The 12,858-nt window shown below is 75.2% G+C and carries 14 protein-coding genes and 1 pseudogene; 10 read left to right on the top strand and 5 right to left on the bottom strand.

Going from position 1 to position 12,858, the window contains the following annotated elements:
- A partial coding sequence (locus SH587_RS24275; protein WP_320673249.1) for a lytic transglycosylase domain-containing protein occupies positions 1–682 on the top strand: 682 nt, incomplete at its 5' end.
- The gene (locus SH587_RS24270; protein ID WP_320673248.1) at positions 679–1,242 is read left to right on the top strand and encodes a GNAT family N-acetyltransferase; all 564 of its coding nucleotides are present in this window, start codon (positions 679–681) and stop codon (positions 1,240–1,242) included. The genes SH587_RS24275 and SH587_RS24270, both read left to right, overlap by 4 nt.
- A 14-nt stretch (positions 1,243–1,256) precedes the next feature.
- Here the strand turns inward: SH587_RS24270 and SH587_RS24265 are convergent, their stop codons facing one another.
- From SH587_RS24265 to SH587_RS24255, 3 genes are read right to left on the bottom strand one after another with little or no spacing between them, the layout of a single operon-like run.
- Positions 1,257–2,084 carry a hypothetical protein gene (locus SH587_RS24265; protein WP_320673247.1) on the bottom strand — a complete coding sequence of 276 codons (828 nt, stop codon included), beginning with the start codon at positions 2,082–2,084 and terminating at the stop codon, positions 1,257–1,259.
- Positions 2,085–2,094: 10 nt separating this feature from the next.
- Entirely contained in the window at positions 2,095–2,844 is a 750-nt protein-coding gene (locus tag SH587_RS24260) for a class I SAM-dependent methyltransferase (RefSeq protein WP_320673246.1), read from the bottom strand.
- Between the two features lie 48 nt (positions 2,845–2,892).
- A complete protein-coding gene (locus tag SH587_RS24255) occupies positions 2,893–3,210 on the bottom strand; it encodes an ArsR/SmtB family transcription factor (protein WP_320673245.1) in 318 nt (105 codons plus the stop codon).
- Between the two features lie 159 nt (positions 3,211–3,369).
- Here SH587_RS24255 and SH587_RS24250 point away from each other — a divergent pair, with 159 nt between their 5' ends.
- Positions 3,370–4,617: a GNAT family N-acetyltransferase gene (locus SH587_RS24250; protein ID WP_320673244.1), complete on the top strand. Its 1,248-nt coding sequence runs from the start codon at positions 3,370–3,372 to the stop codon at positions 4,615–4,617.
- Positions 4,618–4,635: 18 nt separating this feature from the next.
- Here the strand turns inward: SH587_RS24250 and SH587_RS24245 are convergent, their stop codons facing one another.
- Positions 4,636–5,118 (bottom strand): VOC family protein, encoded by a 483-nt coding sequence (locus tag SH587_RS24245; RefSeq protein ID WP_320673243.1) that lies wholly within the window; start codon positions 5,116–5,118, stop codon positions 4,636–4,638.
- A gap of 77 nt (positions 5,119–5,195) precedes the next feature.
- Between SH587_RS24245 and uvrB the strand changes: the two genes are divergently transcribed.
- Positions 5,196–7,202 (top strand): excinuclease ABC subunit UvrB, encoded by a 2,007-nt coding sequence (gene uvrB, locus SH587_RS24240; RefSeq protein ID WP_320673242.1) that lies wholly within the window; start codon positions 5,196–5,198, stop codon positions 7,200–7,202.
- Between the two features lie 23 nt (positions 7,203–7,225).
- On the opposite strand, the gene SH587_RS24235 is transcribed toward uvrB, so the two are convergent.
- A complete protein-coding gene (locus SH587_RS24235) occupies positions 7,226–7,549 on the bottom strand; it encodes a TfoX/Sxy family protein (protein ID WP_320673241.1) in 324 nt (107 codons plus the stop codon).
- A gap of 202 nt (positions 7,550–7,751) precedes the next feature.
- On the opposite strand from SH587_RS24235, the gene SH587_RS24230 reads away from it, so the two are divergent.
- The 6 genes and pseudogenes from SH587_RS24230 to SH587_RS24205 all read left to right on the top strand — a co-directional run.
- Positions 7,752–8,105 (top strand): hypothetical protein, encoded by a 354-nt coding sequence (locus tag SH587_RS24230; RefSeq protein WP_320673240.1) that lies wholly within the window; start codon positions 7,752–7,754, stop codon positions 8,103–8,105.
- 91 nt (positions 8,106–8,196) lie between these two features.
- The gene (locus tag SH587_RS24225; protein ID WP_320673239.1) at positions 8,197–8,370 is read left to right on the top strand and encodes a hypothetical protein; all 174 of its coding nucleotides are present in this window, start codon (positions 8,197–8,199) and stop codon (positions 8,368–8,370) included.
- 71 nt (positions 8,371–8,441) lie between these two features.
- The gene (locus SH587_RS24220; protein WP_320673238.1) at positions 8,442–9,629 is read left to right on the top strand and encodes a pyridoxal phosphate-dependent aminotransferase; all 1,188 of its coding nucleotides are present in this window, start codon (positions 8,442–8,444) and stop codon (positions 9,627–9,629) included.
- A gap of 199 nt (positions 9,630–9,828) precedes the next feature.
- Positions 9,829–11,217 carry a peptidase associated/transthyretin-like domain-containing protein gene (locus SH587_RS24215; RefSeq protein ID WP_320673237.1) on the top strand — a complete coding sequence of 463 codons (1,389 nt, stop codon included), beginning with the start codon at positions 9,829–9,831 and terminating at the stop codon, positions 11,215–11,217.
- Between the two features lie 96 nt (positions 11,218–11,313).
- Positions 11,314–12,141: an HhH-GPD family protein gene (locus tag SH587_RS24210; protein WP_320673236.1), complete on the top strand. Its 828-nt coding sequence runs from the start codon at positions 11,314–11,316 to the stop codon at positions 12,139–12,141.
- Between the two features lie 145 nt (positions 12,142–12,286).
- Positions 12,287–12,858: pseudogene (locus SH587_RS24205) on the top strand (hypothetical protein); the annotation flags it as partial.

Below are 12,858 nucleotides of genomic sequence, written 5' to 3'. Positions count from 1 at the left end.
GGCCCCCCGCGGCGGCAACCGCCCGCGGCCGGCGACGGCCACCGGCCGCGGCGGCGGACGCCGCCCGGCGCCCCGTCGCGCCCCCCGTCGCCGCGGCGGCGGTCCGCGGATGCTGGTCGCGCTGGTGGTCGTGCTGGGGCTGGTCGGCCTGGCCGTGGCGGTGCTCGGATCGCGCGTCCCCGAGGTGGTCGACGAGATCCGCCTGCCGCTGCGGCACGAGGACATCATCCGCCAGCAGGCGCGCGACAAGGACCTCGACCCGGCCCTGATCGCGGCGGTGATCTACGCCGAGTCGCGGTTCCGCGACAACCAGGTCTCGTCGGCCGGCGCGATCGGGCTGATGCAGATCACCCCCGACACCGCCCGCGACATCGCCCGCCAGTCGGGTGGCAGCGCGTTCGTGCTCGGCGACCTCCACACCGCCCAGGTCAACATCTCCTACGGCGCCTGGCGGCTGCGGCACATGCTCCAGCGCTTCCACGGCAACCTGCCGATGGCGATCGCCGGCTACAACGCCGGCCCCGAGAACGCCCAGAAGTGGGGCGACGAGGCGGCCGCCGCCGGTCGCCGGTTCTCGATCGCGCGGATCCCCTTCCCGGAGACGCGGCTCTACGTCGAGAAGGTCCTCAACGCCCAGCGCGACTACCGGCGCACGTACCCGACCCGGCTGGGGATCGATTGAGCGCCCCGGCGACGCCCGAGGGGCATCGGCCGCGGTTCGCCGACGCCCCGGTCGAGCGGGTGACCCGGATCGACGGCGCGATCCGGGCGCGGCTGCTGCGGATCTGGGTCGACGTCTCCAACCGCGGCGGCTGGGTCGGCTTCGTGCCGCCGGTCGACCAGCACGACGTGGCCCCGGCGCTCGACCAGGCGCTGGAGCGGGTCCGCGACGGCCGCGACTGGCTGGTCGTCGTGCGCGACCCGGCGACGGCCGAGATCGTCGGCTTCGCCTTCGTCGCCGACAACGACCGGTTGCTCTCCGAGCACTGGCGGTGGGTGCTGCGGGTCCAGATCCACCCCGACCACCAGGGCCGCCAGCTGGGCCTGGTGCTGCTGGACGGGATCGCCGAGATGGCCCGCGAGGCCGGGATCGAGATGCTGCACCTGACGGTCCGCGGCGGCGAGGGGCTGGAGGACTTCTACGCCCGCGCCGGCTACCGCGAGGTGGCCCGGATCCCGCGCACGATCCGGGTCGCGCCGGGCGACGACCGCGATCAGGTCGTGTTGATCCACGAGCTGTAGCACCAGGAGACGGACTACCGGATGCGGAACGGCAGCGCGAACGGCCCGCGGTCGGCGGCGCCGGCCTCGCGGCTGTCCTGGACGACCACGACCATCGCCCGGTAGCGGCCGGGGCGCAGCGGTGCCGGCACGTGGCGCGAAGGCTCGCGGTCGGGATCGAGGTCGATCGTCCGCGCCGGGCGCAGCCGCAGCTGCTGGCGGCCGGCCCGCAACGCGACGTCGTAGACGGTGGCACGGTCCGGTGGGCGCGCGCCGGGCGGGACCAGGCTCAGCTCCTCGCGGTCGGGGCCGCGGGCGATCAGTTCCTCGGTGGTGAGGCCCGCCGGCGGCTCGCGGCGGGCGGAGATCCGCACCGTCACCGGGTGCGACGGCGTCACCGTCAGCCGCAGGCCGTCGGCGCAGCGCGGGGCGCCGTCGATCCGGCAGCCGTCCTGCGCGAACCGCAGCTCGCGGACCCGGACGACGTCGATCGCCACGGTCCGCTCCGCCACCCGGTTGGCCGCGACGAACGCCACCACCGACAGCAGCGGGGCGATCAGGGCCAGCGCCGGCGACCGCCGGCGCCAGGCGAGCGCCCAGCCGAGCGGGCTGCCGACCCAGGCCAGCACGACCCCGGCCACCGCCAGCGCCGTCCGCAGGTCGCCGGCCCCGCCGGCCGCCCGCTCGCTGACGCAGGCGACCGTGTTGCGGCCGCGGTCGTTGTCGCCGCAGACGCCGCTGATGCCGAACGCCAGCCCGAACAGGACCAGCGTCGCGTAGAGCGCCAGCGCCACCCCGACGACCCCCAGCAGCACCGCCCGCGTGCGGTCGCGACGGCCGGCGGCGGGGGCGGGGGCGGGCATCGCCGGTCGGCTACTCGCCGGCCGCCGGCCGCCGCGCGGTCAGCAGCCGGTGGGCCGGGATCACGCTCCACCAGCGGCCGCTGCGGCGGACGTCGACGAAGCCGGCGGCGGCCAGCCGACTGGCCAGGTCGCGGGTGACGAACGGCTCCAGCAGCGCGACCCGACCGCCGGGACGGACGACCCGCCGCAGCTCGGCGACGGCCTCGGCGCGGGCGGCCGCTCCCGGCAGCAGCGCCAGCGCGTCGCGCGACACGGCCAGGTCGACGCTGGCGTCCTCGACCGGCAGCTCACGGATCGAGCCGGTCCGCAGGTGGACGCCCTTGACGCCGGCGGCGTGGAGGGTCTTGCGGGCCAGCGGCTTGCCGGTCGGCTGCAGGTGGCTCTCGACCCAGGCGTCGACGCCGACCACCGCGCCCCGCGGCAGCCGCACCGACAGCCCGGCGCAGAGCAGGCCGCTGCCGCAGCCGAGGTCGAGCGCCTGCTCGTCGCCGCGCAGGTCGAGCCCGTCGAGCATCCGGTCGACGGCCCGGACCTTGGTCTTGCGCGAGGTCCGGAACATGCCGGCGCTGAGCACCAGCCCGCCCACGCAGGCGAGCAGCAGCACCAGCACGATCACGCCGTTGGCGCCCTCCAGCCCGCCGAGCGCGACGGCGGCGATCAGGGTCACGATCCCGAGCACCATCCCGAAGCCGGCCGCGCCCCGCACCTGCCGCGGCCGGTCGAGGCCGTAGGGGAAGTTGGGGTCGATCTCGTCCGCCATCGCCCCGCAAGCCTACGGTCGGCGCGCGGCGGGGCGTCGCCCGCCGGCTCAGCCGCGGAGGACGGGCTCGCGGGCGCCGGCGTCGAGGATCGCGTTCAGCAGACCGGGGAAGCGCAGCTCCATCTCGGCGGCCCGCAGGCTGACCAGCCGCCGGGTGCCGGCGTTGCGGGTGTTGGTCAGCCCCGCCTCGCGCAGCACCCGCAGGTGGTGCGAGCGGGTCGCCTTCGAGAGCTGGGGGGCGAACGCCCCGCACGGCCGCTCGTCGCTGCCGCGCAGCTCCTGGACGATCCGCAGGCGCACGGGGTCGGCGAGCGCTTGGAGGACGGCGAGCAGCTCCGGATCGCCGGTCGGGGTGCGCAACGACACGCGCGGATCGTAGCCCGCGGGTGGGCACCGTCCACCGAGATGGGTACGGCGTACGTCCGCGACCGGCCCGGGAGCGGGGGACTCGAACCTCGCGAGGGTGGAATCGGGCTCCTCCGAAGGGCGGTGCCGGCGCCCGCGGGCCGGCCGTACGGTGGACCGATGCGTGCCGCCCCCGATGCACCGGCCGAGCTGGTCGTCCGCGAGCTCTCCGACGACGAGCTGGAGACCGTCTTCGACCTCGACGAGATCGTCTTCCACGGCAAGCTCGACCAGGACCAGCGCGCCCGCGCCCGCCGCTACCTGGAGCCGGCCTACAAGATCGGCAGCTTCGACGGCGAGCGGCTGGTCGGCGTGCTGGCCGCGCTCGAGCAGACGATGACGGTCGCCGGCCGCGACGTCGCCTGCTGGGGCCTGACCTGGGTCGGCGTGCTGCCGACCCACCGCCGGCGGGGGATCCTGACCGCGATGATCGGCCGGCTGTGGGCCGACGCGCTGGCCGCCGGTCGCCCGCTGGTCTCGCTGTGGGTGGCCGAGGCGGCGATCTACGGCCGCTTCGGCTGCGGTCCGGCGGCGCGGGCGCTGGCCACCCGGATCACCACCGCGACGCCGCTGCCGCTGCGGATCGCCCCGGCCGAGGCCCCGCTGACGCTGCTCTCGGTCGACCAGGCGCTGCCGCTGCTGGGGCCGTTCCACGAGCGGGTCGTGCGGCCGCGGCGCGGCGGCCTGCTGGTCCGCGACGAGCGGCTGTGGCGCGACCAGGTGCTGCCGGCGAAGGACGAGGACGACGACGAGCTGGGCCCGCCGCGGGTGGTCGTCCTGGGCCCGCTCGACGCGCCGCTCGGCTACGTCGCCTACCGCGTCAAGCCGGGCGAGGACGGGCCGGGCACCGTCGCCCTGATCGAGCTGGAGGCCGTCGACCCGGCGGCCGAGGCGGCGCTCTGGCGCTACCTGGCCGCGATCGACCTGACGACGGCGATCGACTGCTGGTCGCGGCCGCTCGACGACCCGCTGGCGACGATGCTCGTCGACGGCGACCGGCTGACGGTCCGCCGCCGCTTCGACACGCTCTGGCTGCGGCTGGTCGACCTGCCCGCGGCGCTGGCCGAGCGGCGGGTGGCGGCCGCCGTCGAGCTGGTGGTCGAGGTCGAGGACCGGACGCTGCCGGCCAACGACGGCCGCTGGCGGCTGCGGGCGGCGGCGGGGGAGACCCTGCGCGCGGAGCGCAGCGACGACCCGGCCGACCTGGCGCTCGCCGCCCGCGACCTGGCCTCGCTCTACCTCGGCGGGATCGCCGCCGGCGAGCTGCAGCGGGCGGGCCTGGTCGACGAGCGGACGCCGGGCGCGGTCGCCGCGCTCGACGCCGCGCTGCGGGTCGAGCGGGCGCCGCTGGCCGCCGACCCGTTCTGAGCGGCGGGGGCGCGGCCCTCAGCCCAGCCGCGCCTCCAGCTGCACCACCCGCGCGGCCAGCTCGCGGACCTCGCGCAGCAGGTCGCGCTCGCTCGGGCGGTGCAGCAGCTCGAGCTTGATCCCGTCGGGGTCGTGGAAGAAGACCGCGTAGTAACCGGGGGTGTACTGGTACTCGCGCGGGCCGCTCTCGATCACCGCCCCGCGCTCGCGCAGCCAGGCCGCGCGCTCGTCGACGACGGCGCGCGACGCGGCGGCGAAGGCCAGGTGGTGGAGGCCGATCCCGTAGCGGTCGTAGGGGACCTCGTGGGCGTCGGAGAGGCGGGCGCGGAGGCTGACCGAGGGCCCGCCGGTGGCGTGGCCCAGGTAGACGACGCGCTCGCCGCGCTCGCCGACGATCTCGCTCCGGCGCACGTAGCCGAGCGGCGCCAGCAGGCCGCCGTAGAAGTCCAGGCTCGCCTCCAGGTCGGAGACGACCAGGTCGAGGTGATCGATCGCGGACATGCCCCGACCGTAGCGCGCCGAGCGGGGGCGAACAAGCGTTCGCCTGGACCGCCGCGCCACTCGCTACTCTCGGTGCGATGCCCGAGTTCCGCCTCGCCTCCGGTTGGACCCCGAAGGCCGATCAGCCGCAGGCGATCGACGAGATCGTCCGCCACGTCGAGGCCGGCGCGCAGTACACGACGCTGCTCGGCGCCACCGGCACCGGCAAGACGATGACGATGGCCGCCACGATCGAGCGCCTGCAGCGGCCGGCGCTGGTGATGGCGCACAACAAGACCCTGGCCGCGCAGCTCTGCAACGAGTTCCGGACCTTCTTCCCGCAGAACGCCGTCGAGTACTTCGTCAGCTACTACGACTACTACCAGCCCGAGGCCTACGTCCCCTCGAAGGACCTGTACATCGAGAAGGACTCGGCGATCAACGAGGAGATCGACCGCCTGAGGCACGCCGCCACCGCGGCCCTCTTCGCCCGCCGCGACGTGGTGATCGTGGCCTCGGTCTCGGCGATCTACGGCCTCGGCTCGCCGGAGACCTACGACCGCAACCTGATCGTGGTCAAGCGCGGCGACCTGGTCGACCGCGACGAGCTGCTGGCCAAGCTCGTCCACATCCAGTACGCCCGCAACGACACCGCCCTCCAGCGCGGCACCTTCCGGGTCAAGGGCGAGACGATCGACGTCTTCCCCCAGTACGCGGAGACGACCTACCGGATCGTGCTCTTCGGCGACGAGGTCGAGCGGCTGCAGCACATCGATCCGCTGACCGGCGAGCTGCTGGAGGACGACCTCGAGCACGTCGCGGTCTGGCCCGCGTCGCACTACACGACGCCCGAGGGCCACATGGAGCGGGTGGTCGCCGAGATCAGCGCCGAGCTCGATCAGCGGGTCAAGCAGCTCGAGGACGAGGGCAAGCAGCTGGAGAGCCACCGCCTCCAGCAGCGGACCCGCTACGACATCGAGATGCTGCGGGAGATGGGCTTCTGCAACGGCATCGAGAACTACTCGCAGATCATGGACGGCCGCAAGGAGGGGGAGCGGCCGTACTGCCTGATCGACTACTTCCCCGAGGACTTCGTCTGCTTCCTCGACGAGTCGCACCAGACCGTGCCCCAGATCGGCGGCATGTACGAGGGCGACCGCTCGCGCAAGCAGACGCTGGTCGACTACGGCTTCCGGCTGCCGAGCGCGCTCGGCAACCGGCCGCAGACCTTCGACGAGTTCCTGACGATCGCCCCGCAGCTGGTCTTCGTCTCCGCCACCCCCGGTCAGTTCGAGCGCAACCGCGCCGGCGAGGTCGTCGAGCAGATCGTGCGCCCGACCGGCGTCGTCGACCCGGAGATCGACGTCCGCCCGACCCGCGACCAGGTCGACGACCTGATGAACGAGCTGCGGGTGCGGGTCGAGCGCAACGAGCGGACGCTGGTCACGACGCTGACCAAGAAGATGTCGGAGGACCTCACCACCTACCTGCTGGAGCACGGCTTCAAGGTCCGCTACCTGCACAGCGAGGTCGACACGCTCGAGCGGATCCAGATCATCCGCGACCTGCGGCTGGGCGAGTTCGACGCGCTGGTCGGGGTCAACCTGCTGCGCGAGGGGCTCGACATCCCCGAGGTCACGCTGGTGGCGATCCTCGACGCCGACAAGGAGGGCTTCCTCCGCGGCGAGACCTCGCTGATCCAGACGATCGGCCGCGCCGCCCGCAACGTCGGCGGCAAGGTGATCATGTACGCCGACCGCCGCTCGGCGGCGATGGAGGCGGCGATCCAGGAGACCGACCGCCGGCGGGCGATCCAGATCGCCTACAACGAGCAGCACGGGATCACGCCGACCACGATCAGCAAGGGCGTCAGCGACATCGCCGAGTTCCTGCAGTCGGAGTCGAAGCTGCCGAAGGGCAAGCGCCGCCGGGCCCAGCAGGAGGAGACGGACAAGCTCTCGCTGCGCGAGCTGACCGAGCGGATGGTCGCGCTCGAGGAGGAGATGCTGGCCGCCGCCGAGGACCTGCGGTTCGAGCACGCGGCGGCGTTGCGCGACGACCTGCGCGAGCTGCGGGCGGTGGTCGAGCGGCGCGAGGCGGCGTAGCGGCCGGCCGGCGGCCCGCGGCCTCAGAGGCCGCGGACGAAGGTCACCGCACGCCGCACCCACGGCTGCAGCTGGCGCTTGGTCGCGATCGCCTCGGGGGCGACGTGCAGCCAGTTGCGCATCTCGCGGCCGCGCATGACCATCGGCTCGACCCCGTCCCGCTCCAGCAGCGCGGGGGCCTCGTCGGGATCGACCCGCACCAGCAGCCCGCCGGTCCGCGAGGCGGCCACGGTCAGGTGGCCGCCGACGAGGAAGGCGTGGCCGCCGAACATCCGCTTCTCGCCGACGTCGGGCTCGTCGGCGAGCAGCTCCATCAGCCGCAGCACCAGCTCCGGATCGAGGGCCATGACGCCACTCTCGCAGGCCGGCCGGCGGCGACCGGAGCGGCGCTCGCGACGCGCTGGCGCGCTCCTGGCGCGGGGCCGCGCGACCGCAGGCCCCGTTGGGCGGATCTTGGGACAACCGTGAGGTTCGGGAGAGCTGCGGGGCAGCGACGCGGTCCAACGTCGGAGGCGATCGACGCGCCCACCGACGCCGAGAGGAACCGCCATGCCGCACGATCAGCCGATCCCGACCGCGACCGCCGCCACGCCGCCCCCGCCGCCGACCGCGCTCGCGGTCGACCCGCTGGCGGTGCCGCCGCTCGGCACCCCGCGGGTGGTCGACCGTCGCGGGTCCCGCCGGACCCTGACCGGCGACCTGGCCGACGCGACCGGCCGCCGCCCCGACGCGGTCGAGCGGGCGGTCCGCCAGGTGCTCGCCGAGGCGGCCCACGCCGAGCGCCGGCTGCGCGACCCGCACGCCGCGCTGGCCGCCCGGCTGGGGGTCAGCACGGCGATGGTCGACCGGGTCGCGCGCCAGTTCGAGGGCGGTGACGGGCCGCCGCCGCGCGATCGATCTTGATCGAACGTTGAGGTTCGGGTCAGCCGCACGAGAGCGCGGGGGAGGAGGATGGGGAGGAAGGTCGCGCCGATTCCCCGTCGAGAGGACCCCCATGCCGCAGGAGCACCCCCGTCCCACCGAGCGTCCGCCGCTCGAGGTGCTGACCGCCGGCGACCGGCCGCGCGCGGAGCTGATCGCGCTGCCGGTGGTCGGCGACCACGGCCGCCGGCGCGTCGCTCCTCCGCCGGTCGATCCGATCGTTCCGGTCGGACCCGAGGCGGCGTAGCGATGGCCCGCCGTCGCCGGACCGCGCGCGCCCCACCGGGGCCGCCGGCCGCGACGGCCTAGGCTGGTCGGATGCAGCACCAGCCCGCCCAGCGGCTCGACGGCTTCGGGACGACGATCTTCGCCGAGATGACCGCGCTGGCCCAGCGCACCGGCGCGATCAACCTCGGCCAGGGCTTCCCCGACGTCGACGGGCCGCCGGCGATCGTCGAGGCCGCGGCGCGGGCCCTGCGGGCGGGGCCGAACCAGTACGCGCCGGCCCGCGGCGTGCCCGAGCTGCGGCGGGCGATCGCCGACCACCAGCGCCGCTTCCACGGGATCGAGCTCGATCCCGACCGCCAGGTCCAGGTGACGGTCGGGGCGACCGAGGCGATCGCGGCGGCGATCCTCGGCCTCTGCGATCCCGGCGACGCGGTCGTGACCTTCGAGCCGTACTACGACTCCTACGCCGCCTGCATCGCGATGGCCGGCGGCGTCCGGCGGCCGGTGGCGCTGCGGCCGCCGGGCTTCGGGCTCGACGTCGCGGCGCTGCGGGCGGCCGCCGACGGGGCCCGGATCCTGCTCCTCAACTCGCCACACAACCCGACCGGCAAGGTCTTCGACCGCGGCGAGCTGGAGCAGATCGCCGCGGTCTGCCGCGAGCACGACCTGATCGCGATCTGCGACGAGGTCTACGAGCACCTGGCCTTCGACGGCGAGCACCTGCCGCTGGCCACGCTGGCGGGGATGGCCGAGCGGACGCTGACGATCTCCTCGGCCGGCAAGACCTTCTCGCTGACCGGCTGGAAGGTCGGCTGGGCGACGGGGCCGGCGGCGCTGGTCGACGCGGTCGCGGCGGCCAAGCAGTTCCTGACCTTCTCCGGCCACGGTCCGCTGCAGCTGGCGGTGGCCGAGGCGCTGGCGCTGCCCGACGACTACTTCGCCGGCCTCGCCCGCGAGCTGGCCGGCAAGCGCGACCGGCTCTGCGCCGGTCTGGCCGCGGCCGGCCTCGACGTGCTGCGGCCCGCCGGCACCTACTTCGCCACCGTAGACGTCCGTTCGGTGGGGGCCCGGGACGGCCGCGAGTTCTGCCGCCAGCTGCCCGAGCAGGCCGGCGTGGTCGGGGTCCCGACCGTCGTCTTCTACGACGACGAGGAGGTCGGCCGGCCGCTGGTGCGGTTCGCGTTCTGCAAGCGCGACGAGGTCCTCGACGAGGCGATCGAGCGGCTGGCCCGCTGGCGCGACGGGCAGCCGTACGGCGTCCATGCGTCGAACGTCTAGGCCCGCCCGGGCTGTGTACGGACGCCCGTTCGAGCAGCGGTTGACCTAACTCTGCCGGGCCGTCTGCCGGACGGCCAGTTCCCGCCGGCCCGGCCCGCGATTGGCTAGCGTCGAGCGCTCGCGCGGACCCCCTGCGGCGCTGGCCAGCGCCGCTCGCGCGACCTCTCATCCCCCGATGCCGGACCGAAGGACTCGCCTCGTGCCTCGACGTTCCCTGCTTCGCGCTGCCCTGCTGGCCGCGCTCGCCACGCTCGCCGCCCTCCCCGCCGCCGCGTCGGCCGCCGACGGCACCTACTCCGTCTTCGCCTGCAAGGGACCATCGGGGGCGCCGGTCGGCTTCTCCGGCTGGACCCCGGCCGCGTCGCAGCAGGCCCAGTACGCCGACGGCTGCAGCGGTGGCGGCCCGCTCTCGCTGTCGCTCAACGCGGGCGCCGGCGGCGGCCAGGTGGCCAAGTGGACCTTCGACGCGCCGGCCGGGACGCGGGTCGCCGGGCTCAACCTGCTGCGCACGACGCAGGGGCTGGCCGGCACCGCCAACACCAACGTCTCCTACGTGGTCAACGCTGTTGGGGTCGCGCCCGACAACAACACCAAGGAGCTCGAGAGCTGCGAGAAGAAGAACGACAAGTGCCAGACCGAGCTGGCCGCGCCGGTCAGCAAGCCGGGCCTCGACGCGTCGAGCATCGTCGTCCAGCTGAGCTGCGCGATGGGCGTGCTCGACAGCTGCCCGACCGCGGCCCCGACGGTCGTCTCGGTCGGCCAGGCGGTCGTCACCCTGCGTGACACGTCGGCGCCGCGGGTCAGCGGCACCAAGGTCGTCGACGACGGCGACAAGAGCGGCACGCTGCGGGTCCGGTTCGACGCCTCCGACCAGGGCGGCGGGCTCTACCGCGCCGCGACCCGGGTCGACGGCAAGGTCGTCGCGACCCAGGGCCTCGGCGACGGCAACTGCGCCGACGCCGACCCGGCCAACGGCGACGCCTACGAGTTCGCGGCCGCCCAGCCCTGCCCGGCGGGGGTCAGCGGGCGCGAGTCGTCGATCAACTACAAGTCGCTCTCGGCCGGTCCCCACACCGTCCAGATCGAGGTCGAGGACGCCGCGGGCAACAGCACCGCCGTCTACGCCACCCAGTTCCCGAAGGCCAACGCCGACGGCGGCGGCACCGCGGTCGACCCGCAGCGGCTGATCCACGGCCGGATCCGGGCCTGGTTCCCGACCGGTCCCAAGGGCCGCCAGCACCTGAAGAGCCGGACCTTCGCCTACGGCGTGCGGCCGCTGATCCGCGGCTACGTCGTCGACCGCAAGGGCAAGGGGATCGTCGGCGCCCGCGTCGACGTCTACCACGTGACCCGCAACGGCAAGCGGACGCTGGTCAAGACCGGCCTCAAGACCCGCCGCAAGGGGCTGCTGACCTACATCGTCTCCAAGCGCCTCGACACCCGCCGGATCGAGCTGACCTACCGCGCGCTGCGGCCGGGTCCGATCACCGGCAAGGTCTCGCTCTCGGTCCGCGTGACCAAGGACGGGAAGACCTTCGTCCTGCCCGAGAACCGCAAGGGCGGGAAGAAGAAGTCGGCCAGGAAGTAGCCGATGCCCGGGCCGCCGGCGCGGGAGGCGTCGGCGGCACGTGGGCCGGTCCCGGGGCGGCGGGCCGTCGGGTCGATGATCTAGCCTCGGCCGCCGATGAGCGCCCCGCCCGCCACCGCCCGCGAGGAGGCCGTCGACGCGATCCTCGCCTGGTACGAGCGCGGGGCCCGCGACCTGCCGTGGCGGCGGACCCGCGACCCGTACGCGATCCTCGTCTCGGAGGTGATGCTCCAGCAGACGCAGGTCGCGCGGGTGGTCGAGCGCTACCGCCGCTGGCTGGAGCGCTGGCCGACCGCCGCCGCACTGGCCGCCGCCGACCGTCCCGACGTGCTCGCCGAGTGGGTCGGCCTGGGCTACAACGCCCGCGCGGTGCGGCTGCACGAGGCCTGCGCCGCGGTCGCCCGTGACGGCTGGCCGGCCGACGCCGCCGGCCTGCGGGCGCTGCCGGGGATCGGGCCCTACACCGCCGCCGCGGTCGCCTCGTTCGCGTTCGGCGAGCGGATCGCCGCGGTCGACACCAACGCCGTCCGGATCGCCGAGCGACTCGGCCTCGGCGACCCGCACGAGCTGCTGCCCGCCCCGCCGGACCGGGCCGTCACCTGGAACCAGGCGGCGATGGAGCTGGGGGCGACCGTCTGCCGCGCCCGCGACGCCGCCTGCCACCGCTGCCCGGCCGCCGACTGGTGCCGGTCGGCCGGCCGGGTCGTGATCCCGCCCCGCGCCGCCCCCGGCACCCGGGTCCGGTTCGAGGACACCGATCGCTACGTCCGCGGCCGGGTGGTGGCCGCGCTGGCCGCCGGCGAGCCGCTGCCGGAGGCGATCGAGCCGGAGCGGCTGACGCGGGCGATCGACGCCCTCTGCCGCGAGGGCCTGCTGGAGCGCACCGCCGCCGGCCCCCGGCTGGCGGGCGCCCGATCGGGCTGAAACCCAACACGACGTCCGCTAGATTCCGCCGCTGTGCGGGCGGCGTCGCCGTCTGCCGGCCGAAAGGACCCCCTTGCCGCTCGACCGACAGTCCATCGAGAAGCGCGACTTCCCCATCTCCCGGCGCGGCTACGAGACCGCCGCCGTGGACCAGCACCTCGCCGCCGTCGCGCGCGAGGTCGAGGAGCTGCAGCGGCGGGCCGAGAGCACGCCCGCGGCCCCGGCCGCCGCGCCGGTCAGCCCCGCGGTCGCCGACCCAGGCGTCGTCTCGTCGCTGGCCAGCGCCGCGTCCGAGCAGGTGCGGGCGATCGTCCAGGCCGCCGAGAGCACCGCGGTCGAGATCGAGCGCCAGGCGCGCGGCGAGGCCGCCCGGGTCACCGGCGATGCCGACGCCGACGCCCGCCGCACCCGCGAGGAGGCGGCCGAGGAGGCCCGCGCGACCCGCGAGCAGGCCAGCAGCGACGCCCAGGCCCACGTCGCGTCGGTCCAGCAGTCGACGACGCTGATGCTGCAGCGGGTCGAGGCGCTGGAGGGCGAGCTGACCGGCCTGCTCGAGCACCTGCGGACCGCGGCCCACCGGGTCCAGGCCGACCTGACCCTGCTCCACGGCCAGGTGGCCGAGGTCGGCGGGCTCGACGCCCCGGCCGCGAGCCGTCCCGCGCCGGCCCCCGCCGCCCCGGCGCCCGCCGCGGCCACGCCGCCGCTCGGCGCCCCGCC

This window comes from Patulibacter defluvii, assembly GCF_034096925.1.
GTDB lineage: Bacteria > Actinomycetota > Thermoleophilia > Solirubrobacterales > Solirubrobacteraceae > Patulibacter > Patulibacter defluvii.
The sequence above is the reverse complement of the archived record's forward strand: the minus strand, read 5'-3'. Positions and strand labels throughout refer to the sequence as shown.

Coding starts and splice junctions, on each gene's coding strand:
- SH587_RS24265 (WP_320673247.1), bottom strand. CDS start 2,084: ATGCCCGCCCCCGCCCCCGCCGCCGGCCGTCGCGACCGCACGCGGGCG.
- SH587_RS24260 (WP_320673246.1), bottom strand. CDS start 2,844: ATGGCGGACGAGATCGACCCCAACTTCCCCTACGGCCTCGACCGGCCG.
- SH587_RS24250 (WP_320673244.1), top strand. CDS start 3,370: ATGCGTGCCGCCCCCGATGCACCGGCCGAGCTGGTCGTCCGCGAGCTC.
- SH587_RS24245 (WP_320673243.1), bottom strand. CDS start 5,118: ATGTCCGCGATCGATCACCTCGACCTGGTCGTCTCCGACCTGGAGGCG.
- uvrB (WP_320673242.1), top strand. CDS start 5,196: ATGCCCGAGTTCCGCCTCGCCTCCGGTTGGACCCCGAAGGCCGATCAG.
- SH587_RS24235 (WP_320673241.1), bottom strand. CDS start 7,549: ATGGCCCTCGATCCGGAGCTGGTGCTGCGGCTGATGGAGCTGCTCGCC.
- SH587_RS24230 (WP_320673240.1), top strand. CDS start 7,752: ATGCCGCACGATCAGCCGATCCCGACCGCGACCGCCGCCACGCCGCCC.
- SH587_RS24225 (WP_320673239.1), top strand. CDS start 8,197: ATGCCGCAGGAGCACCCCCGTCCCACCGAGCGTCCGCCGCTCGAGGTG.
- SH587_RS24220 (WP_320673238.1), top strand. CDS start 8,442: ATGCAGCACCAGCCCGCCCAGCGGCTCGACGGCTTCGGGACGACGATC.
- SH587_RS24210 (WP_320673236.1), top strand. CDS start 11,314: ATGAGCGCCCCGCCCGCCACCGCCCGCGAGGAGGCCGTCGACGCGATC.